This is a genomic window from Actinocorallia populi, assembly GCF_002995495.1.
GTDB lineage: Bacteria > Actinomycetota > Actinomycetes > Streptosporangiales > Streptosporangiaceae > Actinocorallia > Actinocorallia populi.
This window is the reverse complement of the sequence record NZ_PVZV01000007.1, coordinates 506,980-525,922: the sequence shown is the minus strand read 5'-3', so window position 1 is coordinate 525,922 and position 18,943 is coordinate 506,980. Positions and strand designations below refer to the sequence as shown.

Below are 18,943 nucleotides of genomic sequence, written 5' to 3'. Positions count from 1 at the left end.
ACATGGCCCAGCAGGACCCGCGGGAGACCGCAGGCGTGGACCGGCGCGACGTCCTCAAGCGCCTCGGGCTGACGGCCGCGGCCGTCCCCGGCCTGTCCCTGCTCAGCGCCTGCGCCACCGGCGGTGGCGAAGGCGAGACCAAGGAGAACGACGTCAGCGGCGAGGACGCCAAGAACCCCTTCGGCGTCGACGGGAGCAAGCCGCTCAGCGTCGTGATCTTCAAGGGCGGCCTGGGCGACGACTACGCCACCCAGGTGCACGAGCCGATGTACGCCAAGGCGTTCACGGGCGTGAAGATCAACCACGAGGGCATCGTGGAGATCAACAAGACGCTGCAGCCGCGCTTCTCCAGCGGGAGCAACATCCCCGACGTGGTGGCCAACGCCGGATCCGACCTCATGGACACCGGCGCGCTCGCCGAGGCCGGCCACCTGCAGGACCTCACCGCGCTGTGGGACGCCCCCTCGCTGGACGACCCGAAGAAGAAGGTCCGCGAGGTCGTCCTGGCCTCCGCCCCGAGCACCGGCGAGGTCCTCGGCAAGCCCCTCCTGCTGCCGTACGTGTCCTCCACCTACGGCCTCTGGTACGACTCGGAGCTGTTCGCCGCCAACGGCTGGACCGCGCCGAAGACCTTCGAGGAGTTCAAGACCCTCGCCGAGCAGATCAAGGCCAAGGGCATCACCCCCTTCGCCTACGCCGGCAAGAACGCCTCCTACTACGCCTACTGGATGATCCTCATCTCCGCCGCCAAGGTCGGCGGCAACGAGGTGCTGGTCAACATCGACAACCTCGAGGACGGCGCCTGGCAGCACGACGCGGTCAAGCAGGCGGCCGCGGCCTGGGCGGAGATCAACACCAAGTACTCCGACAAGTCCTTCGAGGGCCTCATCCACACCGAGGTCCAGACCGAGCAGAACAAGGGCAAGATCGCCTTCTACCCGTCCGGGTCCTGGCTGGAGAACGAGCAGGCCAAGTCCACCCCGGCGTCCTTCAAGTACGCGATCGCCCCCACCCCGTCGGTCACCGCCGCCGACAAGATGCCCTACGAGGCGCTGCGCGTCGCGGCGGGCGAGTACTACTTCGTCTCGGCCAAGGGCACCAACCCGCAGGGCGGCCTGGAGTACTTCCGCATCATGCTCTCCAAGGAAGGCGCGAAGGGCTTCACCGAGAAGTCCGGGTCCCTGACCATCGTCAAGGACGCCACCGACGGCCTGTCCATGTCCCCCGGCCTGACCTCCGTGGCCGCCGCGCAGAAGGCCGCCGGCGACAACGTCGTCACCAACAGCCTGTTCGAGAACTGGTACAAGGAGCTCGAGACCGAGCTGCGCCGCCAGACCAACAACCTGATGTTCGGCCGCATCGACGCCCAGAAGTTCTGCGACGAGATGCAGAAGGCCGCGGACAAGGCCAAGAAGGACGCGGGCGACGACATCCAGAAGCGCACCGTCTAGTTCACTCTCCAGCGACACCGGAGGCACCTGGCCATGCGGCAGGGCGACACCATCAAGATCAACAAAGGGCCGGGCCCCGTGCGGAAGTCCCGGACAAGCGAGGGCCGGCCGCCCAGGAGGCGGCGGGGCCGGAACGAGTACCCGTTCGTCATCGGGTTCCTCGCCGCGCCCGTCCTCCTCTACGCGGTCTTCGTGATCGGACCCTATCTGCAGGCGTTCCAGATCGCGCTGACCGACTGGAGGGGGCTCAAGGCGCCGAACTACATCGGCCTCGAGAACTTCACGGAGCTCTTCGAGGACGACGCCTTCAAGTCGGCGCTGTGGCACCACCTGTGGATCCTGATCGCCCTGCCGCTGGCCACCGTCGCGATCGCGCTGTTCTTCGCCTTCCTGCTGAACGTCGGCGGGAAGGCGAAGAGCGGCGGGCCCGGCGGAGTCAGGGGATCGTCCTTCTACAAGGTCGTCTTCTTCCTGCCGCAGGTCCTGGCCGTGGCGATCGTCGGCGTGCTGTTCCAGTCGATATACCGGCCGACCTCCAGCGGCATGATCAACGGCCTGCTGGACCGGGTGGGCATCGCCCCCGTGCAGTGGCTGAACGATCCGGACATCGCCCTGTGGTCGATCATCGCGGTGGTGGTCTGGCAGAGCGTCGGGTTCTACGTGGTGCTCTTCTCCGCGGGCATGGCCTCCATCCCCAAGGAGCTCTTCGAGGCCGCGGCGCTGGACGGCGCGAGCAGGTTCACGGTCTTCTTCCGCGTCACCCTCCCGCTGCTGTGGGACACCCTGCAGGTCGGCTGGGTCTACCTGGGCATCATCGCGTTCGACATGTTCGCGATCGTGCAGGTGCTCTCGGTGGACCGCGGCGGCCCGGACAACTCCACCACCGTCGTGGCGCTGGAGATCTACCGGAACGCCTTCACCTATTCCGAGTACGGCTACGCCTCGGCGATGGGCGTGGTGCTGTTCTTCATGACGATCACTTTCGCGGCGCTCACCCTGCGGGTCACCCGCCGTGAGCGCATCGAGTTCTAGGGCGGCGACGATGACGACCGAGACCGTAGGAAAGACCACGGCGGCGCGCCCGTCCCGCGCCACCGCCCGCTCCCGCCGGAGCGCCGCCTCCGGCGTGTTCACCGGCCTGTCCCACCTGGCGCTGGCCGTCTGGGCGCTGCTGGTGATCGTCCCGCTGGTGTGGACGTTCGTCGCGGCGTTCAAGACCAACGACGAGATCTTCGGCGACGCCTGGTCGCTGCCGGACACCTGGCACCTGGACGCCTGGACGCGCGCCTGGGCCAAGGCCAACGTCGGGCGCTACCTGCTCAACACCGTCATGGTGGTCGGCGTGAGCACGTTCCTGACCATGCTGCTGGGCTCCATGGCGGCCTACGTGCTGGCCCGCTACACCTTCCGCGGCAACCGGCTGATCTACCTCATGTTCGTGTCGGGCATGACCTTCCCGGTCTTCCTGGCGCTGGTCCCGCTGTTCAAGGTGGTCCAGAACCTCGGGATGCTCAACACCTTCCACGGCCTGATCCTGGTGTACGTCGCCTACTCGCTGCCGTTCACCGTCTTCTTCCTGTCGGCGTTCTTCAAGACGCTGCCCACCTCGGTGGCCGAGGCGGCGTTCATCGACGGCTGCGGGCACACCCGCACGTTCTTCCGGATCATGCTGCCGATGGCGAAGCCGGGCCTGGTCTCCATCACGATCTTCAACGTGATCGGCCAGTGGAACCAGTACCTGCTGCCCCTGGTGCTCATGCCCGCGGACGAGGACAAGTGGGTCCTCACCCAGGGCATCACCAACATCAGCACCAGCGCCGGCTACGAGGCCGACTGGCCGGGCCTGATGGCCGCCCTGAGCACGGCGATCATCCCGGTGGCCATCGTCTACGTGATCTTCCAGCGCCAGATCCAGGCGGGGCTGACCGCCGGCGCCGTCAAGTAGGACGGCACGGCACGCGGGTCCCGCGCCGCCCAGGGGTGAGGCGGCGCGGGACCTTGCGGTTGTCACGGTTACGCCATGGTCGTCTGTCCTTTCGGGGAGGCCGACCTTATCCCGAGGGCGCGGACGCCGCCGACATTGCACTATGTAACGAATCAGTCGCTCTTGGAGAAGGCTTTCGCTGCATGTTGCAAGATGTTGAGACCTGTTCCCCCTCCTACCCTTTTGACCAGGGCAAATCAGGTGAGGACCTGCACCCCCTCTACGGCGCGCTCGGGCCCGGCGTCCACCGCGTCCGCATGGTCCAGGCGGGCCTGGACGCCTTCATGGTCACCGACTACGCGCTGCTCAGGCAGGTGTTCGAGGACGAGGCGACGTTCCGGCCGCTGGAGGAGAACATCCCCGGCATCCCTCCCGTCCAGGGCACCCTGCTGGGCATGTGGGGGTCCGACCACCGGCGCGTCCGCCGCCCCGCCGTCGCCTCCTTCACCGCCCACGCCGTCCGCGAGCGCCTGCCCGGCATCGGCGCCCAGGTCGCCGGCCGGCTGGAGGCCCTGGCCGCGCGGGGCCGTCCGGTCGACCTCGTCTCCGAGTTCGCCTTCCCCCTGACGCTGGCGGTCCTGGGCGAGACCCTCGGCGTGCCGGAGGACGACCGGCACCTGTTCGCCGACTGGGGCGACCGGTACGTCGACCTCACCGACCTGGGGGAGGCGGAGCGGGCCGCCCGGGAGATGTGCGCCTACATCGCCGAGGCCCTGGAGCGGCGCAGGGCGGCGGGCCCCGCCTCCGACCTCCTGTCGCGCTACGTGCACACCGAGCACGGCCTGCGCGTCAGCGGCGAGGAGGCGGCGATGGTGGGCATGGCCGTGATCGTCGCCGGCTGGGAGAGCACCGCCGGCCTCATCACCAGCATGGTCCACTACCTGCTCACCCACCTCGACCAGTGGGAGCGCCTCGTCGCCGACCCGGCGCTGGCCGACAATGCCGTCCACGAGCTCCTGCGCACCCGCGCCGCGGGCAGCGACGACGGCCCGGCCCGCCGCACCACCCGGGACGTCGTCCTCGGCGGCGTGGAGATCCCCGCCGGAACGATCGTCCTGGTGGCCAAGGACGCGGCGAACCGGGACGCCGCCAGGTTCCCCGACCCCGACGCCGTCGACCTCGCGAGGCCGGACGCCGACGAGAACCTGTCGTTCGGAGCGGGACCCCATGTGTGCCTGGGCAGGAACCTGGGGGTCGCGGTCCTGCGCTGCGTGCTGTCCGAACTGGCCGCCCGCCACCCGGGCGCCCGCCTGACCGGCGAGCCCGTCACCTGGCAGGAGGGCAGCGGCGTGCGCAGGCCCGAGCGGCTGATGGTGACCCTGGTCTGAGCGGCGGGAGGACGGGCCGGGCTACCCGGCCCACGGGGGGCCGCCGACACCGGCCACCTGCCACTGGTGCGTGGGTGTCATCGCCATGACGTCCAGCACGCCCGCGCACCCGTCCTCGAGCCGGATGTCGTACCGGCCGTGCGGGACGGGGTGCGGGCCCAGCGGGACGATCGTCCCCCGCCACTCGATCTTCGAACGGGAGCCGTCGGGTCTCAGGAAGGCCTCCACGAGGAACTGCTCGCCGTCGCTGCTGTAGAGGGTCGCAGGCCCTTTATAAGTCATCATGGACGAACCATGGCAGAGTGGATGGCCCGGTGTCCCGGGGAAGCCGTGCCGGCGCCTCAGCCGCGCAGGGCGCGGAGCCTGTCGCGCAGGCCCCACCGGGCGACCTTGACCATCGACTCGATGATGACGCCCTGGCTCATCTTGCTGGAGCCGTGCACCCGCTCCACGAAGGTGATGGGCACCTCGGCCACCCGCAGGCCCGCCCGCAGCGAGCGCAGGGCCAGGTCGACCTGGAAGCAGTACCCGCGCGAGTCGACGCTCTCCAGGTCGATCTTCTCCAGCGTCTCGCGGCGGAAGGCCCGGTAGCCGCCGGTGGCGTCGTGCAGCGGGATGCCGAGGAGCAGCCGGGTGTAGATGTTGGCGCCCCTGGAGAGGAACTCGCGGTGCCTGGGCCAGTTGCGCACCCGCCCGCCGGGGATCCAGCGGGCGCCGATCACCAGGTCCGCGCCCGCCAGCGCCGACAGCAGCGAGGGCAGCTGCTCGGGCTGGTGGGAGCCGTCGGCGTCCATCTCGACCACGACGTCGTAGCAGCGGTCCAGCGCCCAGGCGAAACCGGCGAGGTAGGCGGCGCCCAGCCCGTCCTTGGCGGTGCGGTGCAGCACGTGGACGCGCTCGTCGGCCGCGGCCAGCCCGTCGGCGAGCTCCCCGGTGCCGTCGGGGCTGTTGTCGTCGACGACCAGGACGTCGGCCCCGGGGGTCGCCGCGCGGACCCGCGAGACGATGCGGGGCAGGTTCTCCCGCTCGTTGTACGTGGGAATGATCACGATGACGGAGTCCAGGGAGCTCATCTCATCCCTCCAGGGTGTCCGGGGCGGCACGCCTCCGGGCACGCACCGCGGTCCCCGTACCGATGATGCCCGCCAGGGCCAGAAGCCACTCGGGGATCCCGCCGAGCCGGTCGCCGACCGTGGCCGAGGTGCGGACGGGGACGGTGGCGACCTGGATGTCGGGGGTGAACTCGCGGGACCGCCGCACCATCCGCCCGTCGGGGGTGATGATCGCGCTGATCCCGCTGGTGGCCGCGACCAGGACGGTGCGGTCGTGCTCCACCGCGCGCATCCGGGACATGGCGAGCTGCTGCCAGGGCAGGCTGGTGTAGCCGTAGGTGGCGTTGTTGGTCTGGACGACCAGGATCCCGCTGTCCTTCGCGGCGTCCCGGACGATGCCGTCGTAGGCCACCTCGAAGCAGATCACGTCGCCGACCACGGCGGGGCCCATCGCCAGCTGGTTGTCCCTGCTGCCGCGCGCGAAGTCCCTCGGCACCCGCTCGAGCCGGGAGATGAACCGCGTCAGCAGGTCGCGGAAGGGCACGTACTCGCCGAAGGGCACGGGATGCCGCTTGGTGTAGTGGTCGCCGGGGCCCGTCTCGGGGTCCCAGACGATGCCGCGGTTCTCCACCTCGGTGTTGTCGGGGGTGGCGGTCAGCGCGCCCACCAGGACCGGCACGCCCACGTCCCTGACGGCCGCGTCGATGATCGCGTAGGCCTCGGCGTCGCGGTAGGGGTCGATGTCGCTGGAGTTCTCCGGCCAGACCACCAGGTCGGGCCGGGGCACCTGCCCGGCCCTCACCTGGGCGGCCAGCTCCCTGGTCCGCGCCACGTGGTTGTTCAGGACGGCCTGGCGCTGGCCGAGGAAGTCCATGCCCGAGCGGGGCACGTTGCCCTGGATCACCGCGACGGTGATCTCCTTCTCGCCCGCACCGGCCGTCCCGGAGCCGGTGGGGATCAGGACGCCGGCCAGCGGGACCGCCAGCGCCCCGGCCAGGCCGAGGGCGGCGGCCCGCACGCGGTGCACCAGGACGGCGTAGGCCAGCAGGGTGCCGATCAGCGCGGTGGCGAAGCTCGCCAGCGGGGCGCCGCCGAGCGCGGCGTAGGCGGTCAGCGGGGTGTCGGTCTGGGAGAACGCCAGCCGCGCCCACGGGAAACCGCCCAGCGGGAACCTGCCGCGCACGAGCTCCTGGGTCACCCACAGCGCGGCGATCCAGAACGGCCACAGGCGGCTGCGGGAGGCCAGCGCCATCGCGGCGCCCATCGGCGCGAAGTACAGGGCCTCGGTGACGCTCAGCCCCAGCCAGACGTCGGTGCCGATGGGCCGGACGCCGGGCAGTACCGGCAGGAAGAAGGCGAGGCCGCACAGCAGCCCGGCGAGCGCGGCGGTCCACGCGCCCAGGCCCCGCACCGCCACGGTGAACAGCGCCACCCCGACCGGCGCCAGCGGCCACAGGCCCGAGGCGCTGCCCTCCGCGGGCCCCAGCACGCTCGGCGGGAACGCCAGGTACATGATCAGGCCGGCGGTGACGGCCGCGGCCAGGCGCACGAGACGGCGCGGCGGGGCTGGTGCCGGGGGAGGGGAGGAGGCGGACCCGCCGGAGCCGGCGCCCGCCGTTTCCGTGTCCGCCGCGGTGTCCTGCATCAAACGTCTCTCCAGCCGTCCACCCGGATTCATCCGACGGTGAGACGTTACCGGTAGTTCAGAAGGGGCCCGGACACCCGTCGGGCCGGGCGCCCGCCCACAGGACGTGAGCTGAGGTCGTCCGTTGTCTATAGGGTGCCCGGGCCCAGTCCTTCTGGTGCTGGACCAGACGGCCTAACCTACCGGAAGGCCGGTCTTTGTCAACCTTTGTCAATTTTTATCGATAAAGGTGAGAAAAGGGGGTGGAGATCTCAGCCGCGGGAACGGTCGAACAGGCCGCCGGATCGGCCATGATGGAGGCATGCGCCCGCCGGTCACCCTCCTGTCGTTCCTGGTCCTGCCCGTGCTGGAGATCCTGCTGATGCTCTGGCTGGGACGGGCGGTCGGCGGCTGGTGGGTGGCGCTGGCCCTGGTCGTCCAGGGCGTGCTGGGCTCGTGGATCGTCAAGCACGAGGGCCGCCGGGCCTGGCGGCGGCTGAACGAGACACTGGCGGCCGGCCGCACCCCCGAGCGCGGCACCGGCGACGCCGCGCTGATCCTCCTGGGCGGCGTCCTGCTGGCCCTGCCCGGCTTCCTGACCGACCTGCCCGCCCTGGTCCTCCTGCTGCCCTTCACCCGCTCCCTGGCCCGGGGCCGCCTGCTCGCCTGGGCCGAACGCCGCGCGACCACCACGGGCCTGCCCGGCTTCCCAGGCTTCCCCACCGCCCCCTCCGGCGGCCCCTTCGCCGAGCACCCCCAGCGCCCCCGCGGCACGGGCGTGATCAAGGGAGAGGTCATCGAGGACGACGGCGAGGGCCCCGCCGCCCCCGCGGACGACCCGGCCCGCAAGGACGGCCAGGACCGAAGACTGGAGCCCTGAGCCCTCGACACGGTGGCCGGGCGAGGGCCGAGGCCCTCGCCTCCCGCCTGCGGAGGGCGTACGGCGGGCGAGGGCCGCGCACGCGAGAGGGCGGGGACGGCCCGGCACGGGCGGCCCCGCCCTCTCGCGGCGGATCTGGTGGTAGGTGTCAGGCGCTCTTGCGGCGTCCCGCGCGCAGGATCGCCAGGCGTTCGGCGAGCACCTCCTCGAGATCCTCGATGGAACGGCGCTCGAGGAGCATGTCCCAGTGGGTGCGCGGGGGCTTGCCCTTCTTGGCCACCGGGACCTCGCCGTCCATGAGCAGGGCGGGGACGCCGCAGCTCCGGCAGTCCCACGTCATCGGCACCTCCACCTCGGTGGCGAGGGTGACGGTGAAGTGGTGGCCCTTCGGGCAGGTGTAGGACACCTCCTGGCGGGGCGCCAGGTCGGTGTTGCGGTCGTTCTCGTAGCTCGTCGCTCCGAGTCTCGTGCCACGAAGTGCGCGCTCTGCCATCGAAAAACGCCTCCCAGACGGCTTGCGGTCCTGATGTGACCAACGCTGGATCCGGTCACAAGATTCCCGCCCGGAGGCGTTTCCAATCCTGTGAGTTGTCGGCGTGTTGCGGTCCGTCCGGTCAGCCGACCGCGGCGTGCCACAGGCCCCGTCCGGCCAGCACGCCGCGCAGCGCCTCCAGGTCGTCGGTCATGATCCCGTCGACGCCCGCGTCGAGCAGGCGCTCCATGGTGGCGGCGTCGTTGACCGTCCAGGCGTGCACCGCCAGGCCCAGCGCGTGGGCCTGGGCGATGTAGGAGGTGGTGGCGAAGGGCACCGGGCCCAGGCTGTGCGGGATCTGGGCGCAGGCCACACCCGCGGCGGCGGCACGGGCGGGCGCGCCGCCGAACCGGATCGCGGCGACCCCGCGGGGGCCCAGCGCGGTGCAGACCGGCTCCCGGGTGAACAGCGCCGCCCGCACCCGCAGCTGCGCCAGCCGCCGGGTGGAGAACGAGGTGATGCACACCCTGTCCCACGCCCGGGTGCGGTGCAGCACCCGCACCAGCGGGCCGATCGCGGGCTCGTCCTTGATGTCGATGTTGAAGCGGATCCGGGGGAACGAGCCGAGGGCCTCCTCCAGCAGCGGGATCGGCTCGGTGCCGGCCACCCGCGCGCCGCTCACCTCGCGGTAGGGCAGCCGGGCTATCAGCCCCCGCCGGTCGGTGACCCGGCCGAGGTGGGGGTCGTGGAAGGCCAGCAGGACGCCGTCCGCGGTGGCCTGGGCGTCGGTCTCGATATAGCGGTAGCCCAGGTCGGCCGCCCGCTGGAAGGCGGCCATCGTGTTCTCCGGCGCGCCCAGGGCACCGCCGCGGTGGGCGAAGGCGAGGGGGCCGTCGTGATCGAGGAACGCGTAGCGCACCTTACCCAGTATGGGGTCAGTCCCGCCCGGCCCACTCCCTGCGGCGGATCTCGGCCAGCGCCACGGCTGTGGCGACGGCCACGTTGAGGGAGCCGACCCGGCCGGTCTGCGGGATGTAGGCGACGGCGTCGCAGGCCGCCAGCAGGGCCGGGGAGCAGCCGTGGTCCTCGCCGCCGACGGCCAGGCAGACGTCGCCGTCCAGGGGCGCCTCGTGCAGCGGCACGGCGTCGGTGGTCAGCTCCAGCGCGACGATCCGGAAGCCCTCCTTGCGCGCCTGCCGGACCGCCTCGGCGGGCGTGCCCGCGTGGCTCCAGGGCACCAGCCGGTCGGTGCCCAGCGCGGTCTTCTGGGCATGGGGGTGGGTGGGCTCGGTGGCGTTGCCCGCCAGCCACAGGTGGTCGACGCCGAACGCCGCCGAGCTGCGGAAGATCGAGCCGATGTTGAAGGGCTGGGTGACCGACTCCACCAGCAGCCCGAGCCGCCCGGTGGTGTTGCGCCGCCAGGTGCGGTTGAGCCGCTTGACGTCGGTGGGCCGCAGCTGCCTGCGGACGGGGGGGTTGGCGGGCTCAGCGGACACGGGCCTGGACCTCCAGGATGCGGTAGGACGAACGGGAGGCCAGCCGGGCGGCGGGCAGGCCGGAGTCGGTGAGCCAGCGCTGCAGCGAGTCGCTGCCCAGGTGCTTCTGCACGACGAGATGGGCGAGGCCGCCCGGCTCGAGCCGCGGCAGCCAGGCCTCCAGCAGCTCGTGCAGCGCCTGCTTGCCGATCCGGATCGGCGGGTTGGACCAGATCGCCGCGAAGGCCGTCTCGGGCGGCACCTCCTCGGCGGTGAGGAACTTCACGTTGGCCAGGCCCGCGCTCTCGGCGTTGCGCCGCGCCAGCTCCAGCGCCCGCAGGTTCACATCGACCCCGTAGACGGTCGCCTCCGGCGCCCGGCTCGCCATGGCCAGCGCGATCGGCCCGTACCCGCACCCCAGGTCCAGCAGGTTCCCCCGCCGCGGCGGCGCCGGGACGGTGTCCAGCAGGATCCGCGTCCCCGCGTCGACCCGGTCGGGCGAGAACATCCCCCGGTCGGTCTCCAGGCGCAGATGCAGGTCGCGCAGCACCAGATCGACCGTTCCCGGCCTGCTGGCGGCCCCGGGCTCGGCCGAGAAGTAGTGATCCCCCACGGCCGACCAGCCTAGTGGGAACCCGGGGCCCCTCCGACCTCCCGGAAGATCAGGGCAGGCGGGAGAACCACAGCAGGGACAGGGCCCCGGTGGCCATCGCCAGCAGGGCGGCCAGCAGGGTGAAGGTCGAGGTGACCTCCTTGTCCTCCACGCGCCAGCCCAGCGAGGTGCCGATGCTCTGGTAGACCTCGGAGAGCTGCGCGGAGTCCTCGGCCTCGTAGGCGTGCCCGTCGGTCTGCTCGGCCAGGGCGCGCAGGACCACCTTGTTGACGTCCACGGTGGTGGTCTCGCCCTCGATGGTGACGGTGCCGTACGGGGTGCCGAAGGCGATCGTGGAGACCGGGATCTTGGCGTCGCGCGCCGCCATGACCGCCTCGCTGATGGAGCGCCCGTAGGTGTTGTCGCCGTCGGACAGCAGCACGATGTGGGCGGGCGGCGGGTCGTCGCCGCTGCTGGAGTCGAACGAGCGGATGGCCTGCAGGGAGGCGAACACCGCCTCGCCGATGGCGGTGCGGCGGTCCAGCACGAGGTTGTCCACCGAGCGCAGCGCCGAACCCCGGTCGGAGGTGGGCGGGGCCACGACGGTGGCGGTGCCGGCGAACGCCACGACCCCGACGTTGAAGCGCTCGGGCAGGCCCTCGATGAACGTCTTGGCCGAGACCTTGGCGGCCTCGAACCGGGACGGCTCGACGTCGGTGGCCTCCATCGACAACGACACGTCGACGGCGACCATGATCGTCGCCCGTTCCCGCGGAACCTTGACCGGCGCGGCGGGCTGGGCGACGCCCATCACCAGCAGCGCGAGCATGGTCAGGAACAGCCCCGCCACCAGGTGCTTGCGCCAGGCGGGGCGCTTGGGCGCCACCTGCGCGAGCGTCGGCAGGTTGGTGAAGGGGACGGCGAACCGCTTGACGCCGCGCTGCCGCAGCACGTACAGCACCAGGAAGAGCGGCACCAGCAGCAGGAGGAGCAACCACTGGGGGGAGAGGAAGGTCATGTACGGCTCCCGAGGCGGCGGCGGCGCAAGGCGAACCGCGCGATGTCGATGACCCAGTCACGGTCGGTGCGCAGCACCAGGTGGGCGATTCCGGCGCGGCGCAGCGCCGCCGCGTTCGCCGCCCTCTGCTCGAGCGCGGCCTGCCGGTAGGCGGCGGCCACCCGGGGGGTGAGCATGATCTCCTGGATCTCCCCGGTCTCCGGGTCGGTCAGCTCCATCAGGCCGCCCCCGGCGGGAAGGTCCAGCTCCCGCGGGTCGATGATCTCCACGGCGAGGGTCTGGTGCCGGGCCGCCATGCGGCGGATCGGCGCCTCCCAGGCCGAGCGGTCGAGGAAGTCGCTGATGACCACCCGCAGGCCGCGGCGGCGCTGCCCGCGGTCGAGCGCGGTGATCGCGGCGGCCAGCCCCATCGAGCCGCGGCCGATGTCGGTGCGCTCGACCTCGCGCAGCAGCGCGTACAGGCCGGACCTGCCGGTGCGGGCGGGGCGGCGGCGCAGCCCGTCCCGCTGCATGAGGTAGGCGCCGACCCGGTCGCCCAGGCGGGTGGCGGTGAACCCGACGGCGGCCAGCGCCGCCACGGCCAGCTCGCGCTTGGCGTAGTCGGCGGTGCCGAAGTCCATGCTGGCGGTCAGGTCGACCAGCGCCCAGGCCTCCAGCTCGTGGTCGGCGATGAGGTCGCGCACGTGCGGGACGGCGGTGCGGGCCGTCACCGACCAGTCCATGTGCCGCACGTCGTCCTCGCCCGGCTGGTAGGCGCGGGCCTCGGCCAGCTCGCTGCCCGGACCCGGCAGCAGCCCCATGTGCTCGCCGCCCAGCAGCCCGTCCAGCTTTCCGGTCACCTTCAGCTCCAGCCTGCGGAGCCTGTCCTCGGGGATGCGCATCAGGCGGGGCCGTGGTTCCAGACGACGCGCGGCGGCGGCACGCAGGCCAGGACCCGGGCGACGAGCTCTCCGGCCGAGACGCCGTCGGCGACCGCGTCGAACGACAGCACCAGCCGGTGGACGAGCACGTCGCGCGCCACGTCGTGCACGTCCTCGGGCAGCACGAAGTCCCGGCCGCGCAGCAGCGCCAGCGCGCGCGAGGAGGACACCAGGCCGAGGGTGGCGCGCGGGCTGGCGCCGATCTCGATCAGCGGCACGAGGTCGGGCATGCGGTAGGCGCCCGGCTCGCGGGTGGCCATGACCAGCCGGACGATGTAGTCGGCGACCAGCTCGTGCACCGTCACCCGGGCGGCGGTCTGCTGCAGCTCCTGCAGCAGGTCCGGGTCGAGCACCTGCTCGGGCACCGGGGGCGTGGCGCTCATCCGGCGCAGGATGCGCAGCTCGTCGTGGGCGTCGGGGTACGTCACGTTGATGCGCATGAGGAAGCGGTCGCGCTGCGCCTCGGGCAGCGGGTAGACGCCCTCGGACTCGATCGGGTTCTGGGTGGCCAGCACGATGAACGGCCTGGGCAGCGGGAACGTGCGCCCGGCCAGCGACACCTGCCGCTCGGCCATGACCTCCAGCAGCGCCGACTGCACCTTGGCGGGTGCGCGGTTGATCTCGTCGGCCAGCACGAAGTTGGCGAACACCGGCCCGAGCTCCACGTCGAAGGACTCGCTGGAGGGCCGGTAGATGCGGGTGCCCACGATGTCGGAGGGCACCAGGTCGGGCGTGAACTGCACCCGCGCGAAGGTGCCGCCGGTCACCTGGGCCAGCGAGCTGACCGCCAGGGTCTTGGCGACGCCCGGCACCCCCTCCACCAGGCAGTGTCCGCCGGCCAGCAGGGCCACCACGAGCCGCTCGACCATGTGCTCCTGGCCGACGATGACCTTCTTCACCTCGGCGAGAGCCCGTTCGAGCAGCACCGAAGCCTGCTTCATGTCGTCGGCGACAGTCACACCGGCCCCTTCACCCGAAAATCGAAGTACCCGTCCGACCCTACGTGAATTACCCCTCGCCACGGAGCCGACACGAGCACAGAGATCACAGTAGGGTGCGGGCATGACCGCCCCACTCGGCCCGTTCCGGCTGACGGCCAGGATCCTGTCCTCGCCCGCCGGTATCGTGTACGCCGCGCTCGACCCGGCGGGGCGTCCGGTCCAGGTGGCGCTGCTGACCAGGGGAGCGGCCTCCGACCCGGCGGCCCGCGACAGGTTCGCCGCGGCGGTGCGCTCCTTCGGTCCCGAGGTGCTGGCGGCCGACACCGACGACCAGGGGCCGTGGGTGATCGGCACCGGCGGTCTCGCGGGCCTGCTGGAGCCGGTGCTGCTGCGCGGCGAGGCCGGGGGGCCGGGTGGGCCGCAGTTCCTGCACCACTGGGCGGGACGGGGAGAGGACCCGGCCTTCCCCACGGGCCGGCACGCCGGGCAGGACGGAAAGAAGAAGGCCGAGTACCCCACCTTCACCGGTTCGCCGGGATCCGGCGGCTGGAGCACCGACGGCACGCTGTCCCCGGCGGCGAGCCGGGCGCTGGCCGTGCTGGCGCTGCTCATCCTGGCGCTGCTGCTGGCGGGGGTCGTGGTGCTGCTGGTGTGGCTGCTGCGCTCCCAGCCCGCGGAGCTGCCGGTCGAGCCGGTGCCCACCCTCACCACCACCGAGCCGGGCTCCCCCACGGACTCGCCCGGCCCCTCGGGCAGCTCCGGCCCGCCCACGCCCGACCCGTCCGGCACCACCCCGGTCCCCACCGGCCCGGGGACCGGCCCGACCCCGGGCACCACGCCCTGGCCGGACGACGGCGGGGATAATCCGCTGTGACCGCGGTTACATAACCCGCGACACCCGCGACGCCGGAAGGACCCGCCGTGTACATCGCCGCGATCGACCAGGGCACCACCTCCAGCCGCTGTCTGGTGTTCGACAGTGCCGGGCGGGTGGTCGCCGACGCCCAGCAGGAGTTCACCCAGATCCTGCCGCGCCCCGGCTGGGTGGAGCACGACGCGGCGGAGATCTGGTCGTCGGTCGAGGCGGTCGTGGCGCGGGCGCTGGAGAGCGGCGGCCTGACGGCCTCGGACCTGACGGCCGTCGGCATCACCAACCAGCGCGAGACCACCGTGGTGTGGGACGCGGAGACGGGCGAGCCCGTCCACAACGCGATCGTCTGGCAGGACACCCGCACCGACCGCGTCTGCCGCGAGCTGCAGGGCGCGGTGGGCCAGAACCGCTTCCTGGACTCCTGCGGGCTGCCGCTGGCCACCTACTTCTCCGGGCCGAAGCTGCGCTGGCTGCTGGCCGAGGTGCCGGGCCTGCGCGAGCGCGCCGAACGCGGCGAGGTGCTGTTCGGCACGATCGACTCGTGGCTGATCTGGAAGCTCACCGGAGAGCACGTCACGGACGTCACCAACGCCTCGCGCACCATGCTCATGAACCTGCGCACCCTCGACTGGGACCCGCGCACCCTGGAGGCCTTCGGCGTCCCCGCGGCGATGCTGCCGGAGATCCGCTCGTCGGCGGAGGTCTACGGCACCGCCCGCGGCGTGCTGGAGGGCGTGCCGGTCGCCTCGGCGCTGGGCGACCAGCAGGCCGCATTGTTCGGCCAGTGCTGCTTCGCCGAGGGCGAGGCCAAGAACACCTACGGGACGGGCGCGTTCCTGCTGCAGAACACCGGGACGAAGCCGGTCGTCTCCCGGCACGGGCTGCTGACGACCGTCGGCTACCGCATCGGGGACGAGCCGGCGGTCTACGCGCTGGAGGGCTCCATCGCGATCGCCGGGGCGCTGGTGCAGTGGCTGCGCGACAACCTCGGCCTGATCTCGTCGGCGGAGGAGGTCGAGGCGCTGGCCCGCACGGTCGACGACAACGGCGGCTGCTACTTCGTGCCCGCCTTCTCCGGCCTGTTCGCGCCCTACTGGCGGTCGGACGCGCGCGGCGCGATCGTCGGCCTCACCCGCTTCGTCAACCGGGGCCACCTGGCGCGGGCGGTCCTGGAGGCCACCGCCTGGCAGACCCGCGAGATCGTCGACGCGATGAACGCCGACGCCGGGATCGCGCTGGAGTGCCTGAAGGCCGACGGCGGCATGGTCGTCGACGAGCTGTTCATGCAGATCCAGGCCGACGTCCTGGGCGTCCCCGTGGTGCGTCCCGGCGTCAAGGAGACCACCGCGCTGGGCGCCGCCTACGCCGCGGGCCTGGCCGTCGGCTTCTGGAGCGACAAGGAGGAGCTGCGCGCCCACTGGAAGGAGGACGGCCGCTGGGAGCCGGCGATGACCGCCGAGGAGCGGCACGCCGAGCACACCCGGTGGCGCAAGGCCGTCACCCGCACGTTCGGCTGGGCCGAGTAGCCCCCCGGAGGTCAGCGGGGGAGCCAGCTCACCTTGCCGGCGAGCAGCACCCAGCCCACGAAGGCCACGATGTCGATGAGGGCGTGCGCCACCAGCAGCGGCATCACCCGGCCCCAGCGGCGGTACAGCCGGGCGAAGATCAGGCCCATCACGAAGTTGCCGACCAGCCCGCCGATGCCCTGGTACAGGTGGTAGGAGGCGCGGACGGCGGCGCTGGTGAGGTCGGCCTTCCAGTCCGGCCAGCCCAGCTGCCCCAGCCGGTGCAGCAGGTAGCCCAGGACGATGACCTCCTCGACGACCGCGTTCTCGACCGCCGACAGCACCAGCACCGGGATGCGCCACCACACGTCGCCCAGCGTGGTGGGCACCACGGTGAGGTTGGCCCCCGTGGCCTGCGCCAGCAGGTAGAGCACCAGCCCGGAGCCGCCGATGAACGCCGCGACGGCGGCGCCGAATCCCAGGTCGCGGCCGCGCGGCAGCCAGACGGCGCCCAGGGTGCGGCCCATGGGCTCGTCCGAGCGGGCCATCAGGTGCGCCACCAGCGCGACCGGCACCAGCGCCGAGGCCACGGAGAACAGCTGCCAGGCCAGGCCGAGCCAGGGGCGGCCCGGCGCGGAGTCGGTGACCAGCGAGGCCGTCTGGTCGTTCAGCGCGCTGGGCGCCGTCACCGAGCCGAGGAAGGAGATGACCGCCGCCACCCCCGAAGCGCCCAGGGACAACGCGAACACGAGCCAGATCTCCTGGCCCAGAACGCGGCGGGAGGGCAGGGTGGGGGAGGGCGGGGCCGTACGGGTCACGGCACCGATCGTCGCACGCCGGCGACCGAGGGTGTCAAACCGGGCACATGAGTGGCAGAAGGGTCCTGGAATAGGCCAAGATCCTCCCTTAGGTACGGGCTAAATCGGAGTGGTCGACCATGGACGATCACCGGCGCGGCAGGGCGCTGCCGGCGGGTGTTTACCGGCTGTTCGCCGACGGAGGCAGCGGCCGCACGCTCAACGTGCCGCTGCCCGACGGGGCGGTGGTGTGGCCCGACCGCACCTACCGCAGGGACCACGTGGTGACGCGCCCGGCGTTCTGGCTGAGCGACGCGCCGGTCACCGGCGACGTCTGGTGCGAGCTCGCGGCCGAGCACCCCTACTCGGGGCTGTGGCCGCTGCTGCTGGACGAGTCGGCCCAGCCGTGGTCGGCGGGGCAGGTGGCGCCCGAGCCGGAGACCGAGATCGACGTGTACGACCCGGCGTTCTTCATGGCCGAGGTCTGGCAGGACATGATCGAGCCGAGGCTGCGCTACGGCGACGACTTCGAGGACCTGGCGCCGTTCGGCAAGTACTGCCCCGGCCTGGCCCCGCCCGGGGTCCCGATGGCCGAGCCGCAGGAGGCCGCCGACTGGTACGCCGGGCAGCTCGGCGACGGCCGGACCACGCTGCTGGGCCTGGTGGCCGCCGCGCGCAGCGCCGACGCGCTGGCCGTCATGGGCTGGCAGGGCGCGCTCAACCACAACCAGTGGACGGCCCCGCTGGCGGCGGTCGTGCGCAGCTGGGAGGACAGGTTCGGGGTCCGGCTGGTGCGCGTGGGGTTCAACACACTGGAGTTCAGCGTCTCGGCCCCGCCCCGGGACGCCGAGCACGCCGTGCACATCGCCGCCGAGCACTGGGCGTTCTGCCCCGACGTCATCGTGCAGGGCGCCGGCACCCTCGAGGCCTACGCGACGGAACTCGTCGGCCGCAACGCCTGGTCCTTCTGGTGGGACTGACCGCAAGGAGAACGACTTGTCGAACCGGCTCGCCGGCGTGCTCGCAGCCCTGCCCGCGCTCCTGCTGCTGTGGTACCTGCCCGCGCTCGGCGGGCTCTACTGGTGGCGGGCGCAGACGCGCTACGGGGCGTCCGGCTCCCTGGACGGCGGCCCGTCCGAGGCGGCGGCGCTGCTGAACCCGCCGGACTGGACGGCGCACGCCGCGATCACGCTGGTGCTCGCCGCGGTCGTCCTCGGCATCGCCCTGGCGGGGACGGCCCGGCGCCCGGCGTTCGGGGTCCTCGTGGGCCTTCCGCTGACCGCCGCGGGCGTGTACGGGATGCTCTCGGCGCAGAACGCGCGCGACCTGACCGGGGCGCTGAAGGTGCTCTCCCTCGCCGGGGGCCCCGACGTCAGCGCCGGGCAGTTGCGGGCGGGCACGGCGACCTACCTGGGCCAGGGGCTCTGCCTGCTCGTCGGCGGCACGCTGCTGGCCGCCGCGCTGTGGGCGCAGCACCCGCCGCGCGAGCGGCGGCGCGCGCTGCCCGCCGCCGGGGCGGGCCTGCTGGCGATGCTCGCGGCCTGGGGCTGCCTGTTCGAGGCGGGGGCCAGGGGCACCGGACCGTGGCTGGTGCTGACGTGCGTGGCGGCCTTCCTGCTCGGCTGGACGGCCGGCTCCGGGCACCTGCCGGCCGTCGCCCCCCTGGTCTGCGGGCTGCCCGCCCTGGTCCTGGGGCTGGGGGACGTGCTCGGCCGGGACTTCCTGCTCGAGATCGCCGACACGGTGCTGCCGCTGTCCCCGGACAGCGGCGAGCACGTCCTGCTGCTGCGCGGGTCCGTGCTCGCCTCCACCGTCCCGCTGCTGATCCTGGGCGGCGCTCTCGTCGTGGCCGCGGCGGGCGCGCTCGGTGCCCCCGGCCACCGGACCTCGCGCGGAGCCGGGAAGGGCAGGGCGGCACGGAGGCCGCAGCGCGCGGCGGGCCGCAACCGCGGACGGCGCCCGCAGAGCCGCCCGTCCGCCAGGGCCCGCGCGCGGTCCTGATCACCGCGGCGGCGGGATCTTCCGGCTTCACG

The 18,943-nt window shown here is 72.4% G+C and carries 20 protein-coding genes; 9 read left to right on the top strand and 11 right to left on the bottom strand.

What is annotated here, in order from left to right; translation table 11 throughout:
- Nucleotides 1-2 precede the first annotated feature (2 nt).
- The 4 genes from ngcE to C2865_RS29215 all read left to right on the top strand — a co-directional run bounded on the left by ngcE (nt 3) and on the right by C2865_RS29215 (nt 4,763).
- Entirely contained in the window at nt 3-1,451 is a 1,449-nt protein-coding gene (gene ngcE, locus C2865_RS29230) for an N-acetylglucosamine/diacetylchitobiose ABC transporter substrate-binding protein (RefSeq protein WP_106401799.1), read from the top strand.
- Nucleotides 1,452-1,484: 33 nt separating this feature from the next.
- The gene (locus C2865_RS29225) at nt 1,485-2,483 is read left to right on the top strand and encodes a carbohydrate ABC transporter permease (protein WP_106401798.1); all 999 of its coding nucleotides are present in this window, start codon (nt 1,485-1,487) and stop codon (nt 2,481-2,483) included.
- A gap of 10 nt (nt 2,484-2,493) precedes the next feature.
- On the top strand, nt 2,494-3,396 hold the full coding sequence (locus tag C2865_RS29220; RefSeq protein ID WP_106401797.1) for a carbohydrate ABC transporter permease: 903 nt from the start codon (nt 2,494-2,496) through the stop codon (nt 3,394-3,396).
- A 182-nt stretch (nt 3,397-3,578) separates the two neighbouring features.
- Nucleotides 3,579-4,763, top strand: a complete 1,185-nt coding sequence (locus C2865_RS29215) for a cytochrome P450 (protein ID WP_157963944.1) — start codon at nt 3,579-3,581, stop codon at nt 4,761-4,763.
- A 21-nt stretch (nt 4,764-4,784) separates the two neighbouring features.
- Here the strand turns inward: C2865_RS29215 and C2865_RS29210 are convergent, their stop codons facing one another.
- The 3 genes from C2865_RS29210 to lnt are packed head-to-tail and all read right to left on the bottom strand — an operon-like array spanning nt 4,785 to nt 7,460.
- Nucleotides 4,785-5,048 carry a hypothetical protein gene (locus C2865_RS29210; RefSeq protein ID WP_106401795.1) on the bottom strand — a complete coding sequence of 88 codons (264 nt, stop codon included), beginning with the start codon at nt 5,046-5,048 and terminating at the stop codon, nt 4,785-4,787.
- Nucleotides 5,049-5,104: 56 nt separating this feature from the next.
- Nucleotides 5,105-5,836, bottom strand: a complete 732-nt coding sequence (locus C2865_RS29205; RefSeq protein ID WP_106401794.1) for a polyprenol monophosphomannose synthase — start codon at nt 5,834-5,836, stop codon at nt 5,105-5,107.
- A gap of 1 nt (nt 5,837) precedes the next feature.
- Nucleotides 5,838-7,460: an apolipoprotein N-acyltransferase gene (gene lnt, locus C2865_RS29200; RefSeq protein ID WP_106401793.1), complete on the bottom strand. Its 1,623-nt coding sequence runs from the start codon at nt 7,458-7,460 to the stop codon at nt 5,838-5,840.
- Between the two features lie 301 nt (nt 7,461-7,761).
- Between lnt and C2865_RS29195 the strand changes: the two genes are divergently transcribed.
- Complete coding sequence (locus C2865_RS29195) at nt 7,762-8,319, top strand: FxsA family protein (protein ID WP_106401792.1); 558 nt, start codon at nt 7,762-7,764, stop codon at nt 8,317-8,319.
- Nucleotides 8,320-8,467: 148 nt separating this feature from the next.
- On the opposite strand, the gene C2865_RS29190 is transcribed toward C2865_RS29195, so the two are convergent.
- The 7 genes from C2865_RS29190 to C2865_RS29160 form a co-directional block, all read right to left on the bottom strand.
- Nucleotides 8,468-8,812, bottom strand: coding sequence for an RNA polymerase-binding protein RbpA (locus C2865_RS29190; RefSeq protein ID WP_106401791.1), 345 nt, complete (start codon nt 8,810-8,812; stop codon nt 8,468-8,470).
- A gap of 121 nt (nt 8,813-8,933) precedes the next feature.
- Complete coding sequence (locus C2865_RS29185; protein WP_198653684.1) at nt 8,934-9,710, bottom strand: glycerophosphodiester phosphodiesterase family protein; 777 nt, start codon at nt 9,708-9,710, stop codon at nt 8,934-8,936.
- A gap of 16 nt (nt 9,711-9,726) precedes the next feature.
- Nucleotides 9,727-10,287, bottom strand: coding sequence for a TrmH family RNA methyltransferase (locus tag C2865_RS29180; protein ID WP_106401789.1), 561 nt, complete (start codon nt 10,285-10,287; stop codon nt 9,727-9,729).
- Nucleotides 10,277-10,879, bottom strand: coding sequence for a class I SAM-dependent methyltransferase (locus C2865_RS29175; protein WP_106401788.1), 603 nt, complete (start codon nt 10,877-10,879; stop codon nt 10,277-10,279). Before C2865_RS29175 ends, C2865_RS29180 begins: the two co-directional genes overlap by 11 nt.
- Nucleotides 10,880-10,928: 49 nt before the next feature.
- Nucleotides 10,929-11,876 (bottom strand): VWA domain-containing protein, encoded by a 948-nt coding sequence (locus C2865_RS29170; RefSeq protein ID WP_106401787.1) that lies wholly within the window; start codon nt 11,874-11,876, stop codon nt 10,929-10,931.
- Entirely contained in the window at nt 11,873-12,757 is an 885-nt protein-coding gene (locus C2865_RS29165; protein ID WP_106401786.1) for a DUF58 domain-containing protein, read from the bottom strand. The genes C2865_RS29170 and C2865_RS29165 overlap by 4 nt, the downstream gene beginning before the upstream one ends.
- Nucleotides 12,757-13,737, bottom strand: coding sequence for an AAA family ATPase (locus tag C2865_RS29160; RefSeq protein WP_106401876.1), 981 nt, complete (start codon nt 13,735-13,737; stop codon nt 12,757-12,759). Before C2865_RS29160 ends, C2865_RS29165 begins: the two co-directional genes overlap by 1 nt.
- A gap of 121 nt (nt 13,738-13,858) precedes the next feature.
- On the opposite strand from C2865_RS29160, the gene C2865_RS40250 reads away from it, so the two are divergent.
- On the top strand, nt 13,859-14,611 hold the full coding sequence (locus tag C2865_RS40250; RefSeq protein WP_198653683.1) for a hypothetical protein: 753 nt from the start codon (nt 13,859-13,861) through the stop codon (nt 14,609-14,611).
- Between the two features lie 47 nt (nt 14,612-14,658).
- Nucleotides 14,659-16,134, top strand: coding sequence for a glycerol kinase GlpK (gene glpK / locus C2865_RS29150; protein ID WP_106401785.1), 1,476 nt, complete (start codon nt 14,659-14,661; stop codon nt 16,132-16,134).
- Between the two features lie 11 nt (nt 16,135-16,145).
- Here the strand turns inward: glpK and C2865_RS29145 are convergent, their stop codons facing one another.
- Nucleotides 16,146-16,931: a CPBP family intramembrane glutamic endopeptidase gene (locus C2865_RS29145; RefSeq protein ID WP_198653682.1), complete on the bottom strand. Its 786-nt coding sequence runs from the start codon at nt 16,929-16,931 to the stop codon at nt 16,146-16,148.
- Between the two features lie 119 nt (nt 16,932-17,050).
- On the opposite strand from C2865_RS29145, the gene C2865_RS29140 reads away from it, so the two are divergent.
- Nucleotides 17,051-17,890 carry a DUF4253 domain-containing protein gene (locus tag C2865_RS29140; protein ID WP_106401783.1) on the top strand — a complete coding sequence of 280 codons (840 nt, stop codon included), beginning with the start codon at nt 17,051-17,053 and terminating at the stop codon, nt 17,888-17,890.
- A 16-nt stretch (nt 17,891-17,906) separates the two neighbouring features.
- Complete coding sequence (locus C2865_RS29135; protein ID WP_106401782.1) at nt 17,907-18,911, top strand: hypothetical protein; 1,005 nt, start codon at nt 17,907-17,909, stop codon at nt 18,909-18,911.
- Nucleotides 18,912-18,943: the final 32 nt, after the last annotated feature.

Bases quoted from the DNA above. Each gene is read 5' to 3' on its own strand.
- ngcE (WP_106401799.1), top strand. From the start codon at position 3: ATGGCCCAGCAGGACCCGCGGGAGACCGCAGGCGTGGACCGGCGCGAC.
- C2865_RS29225 (WP_106401798.1), top strand. From the start codon at position 1,485: ATGCGGCAGGGCGACACCATCAAGATCAACAAAGGGCCGGGCCCCGTG.
- C2865_RS29220 (WP_106401797.1), top strand. From the start codon at position 2,494: ATGACGACCGAGACCGTAGGAAAGACCACGGCGGCGCGCCCGTCCCGC.
- C2865_RS29215 (WP_157963944.1), top strand. From the start codon at position 3,579: ATGTTGCAAGATGTTGAGACCTGTTCCCCCTCCTACCCTTTTGACCAG.
- C2865_RS29210 (WP_106401795.1), bottom strand. From the start codon at position 5,048: ATGATGACTTATAAAGGGCCTGCGACCCTCTACAGCAGCGACGGCGAG.
- C2865_RS29205 (WP_106401794.1), bottom strand. From the start codon at position 5,836: ATGAGCTCCCTGGACTCCGTCATCGTGATCATTCCCACGTACAACGAG.
- lnt (WP_106401793.1), bottom strand. From the start codon at position 7,460: ATGCAGGACACCGCGGCGGACACGGAAACGGCGGGCGCCGGCTCCGGC.
- C2865_RS29195 (WP_106401792.1), top strand. From the start codon at position 7,762: ATGCGCCCGCCGGTCACCCTCCTGTCGTTCCTGGTCCTGCCCGTGCTG.
- C2865_RS29190 (WP_106401791.1), bottom strand. From the start codon at position 8,812: ATGGCAGAGCGCGCACTTCGTGGCACGAGACTCGGAGCGACGAGCTAC.
- C2865_RS29170 (WP_106401787.1), bottom strand. From the start codon at position 11,876: ATGACCTTCCTCTCCCCCCAGTGGTTGCTCCTCCTGCTGCTGGTGCCG.
- C2865_RS29165 (WP_106401786.1), bottom strand. From the start codon at position 12,757: ATGCGCATCCCCGAGGACAGGCTCCGCAGGCTGGAGCTGAAGGTGACC.
- C2865_RS29160 (WP_106401876.1), bottom strand. From the start codon at position 13,737: ATGAAGCAGGCTTCGGTGCTGCTCGAACGGGCTCTCGCCGAGGTGAAG.
- C2865_RS40250 (WP_198653683.1), top strand. From the start codon at position 13,859: ATGACCGCCCCACTCGGCCCGTTCCGGCTGACGGCCAGGATCCTGTCC.
- C2865_RS29140 (WP_106401783.1), top strand. From the start codon at position 17,051: ATGGACGATCACCGGCGCGGCAGGGCGCTGCCGGCGGGTGTTTACCGG.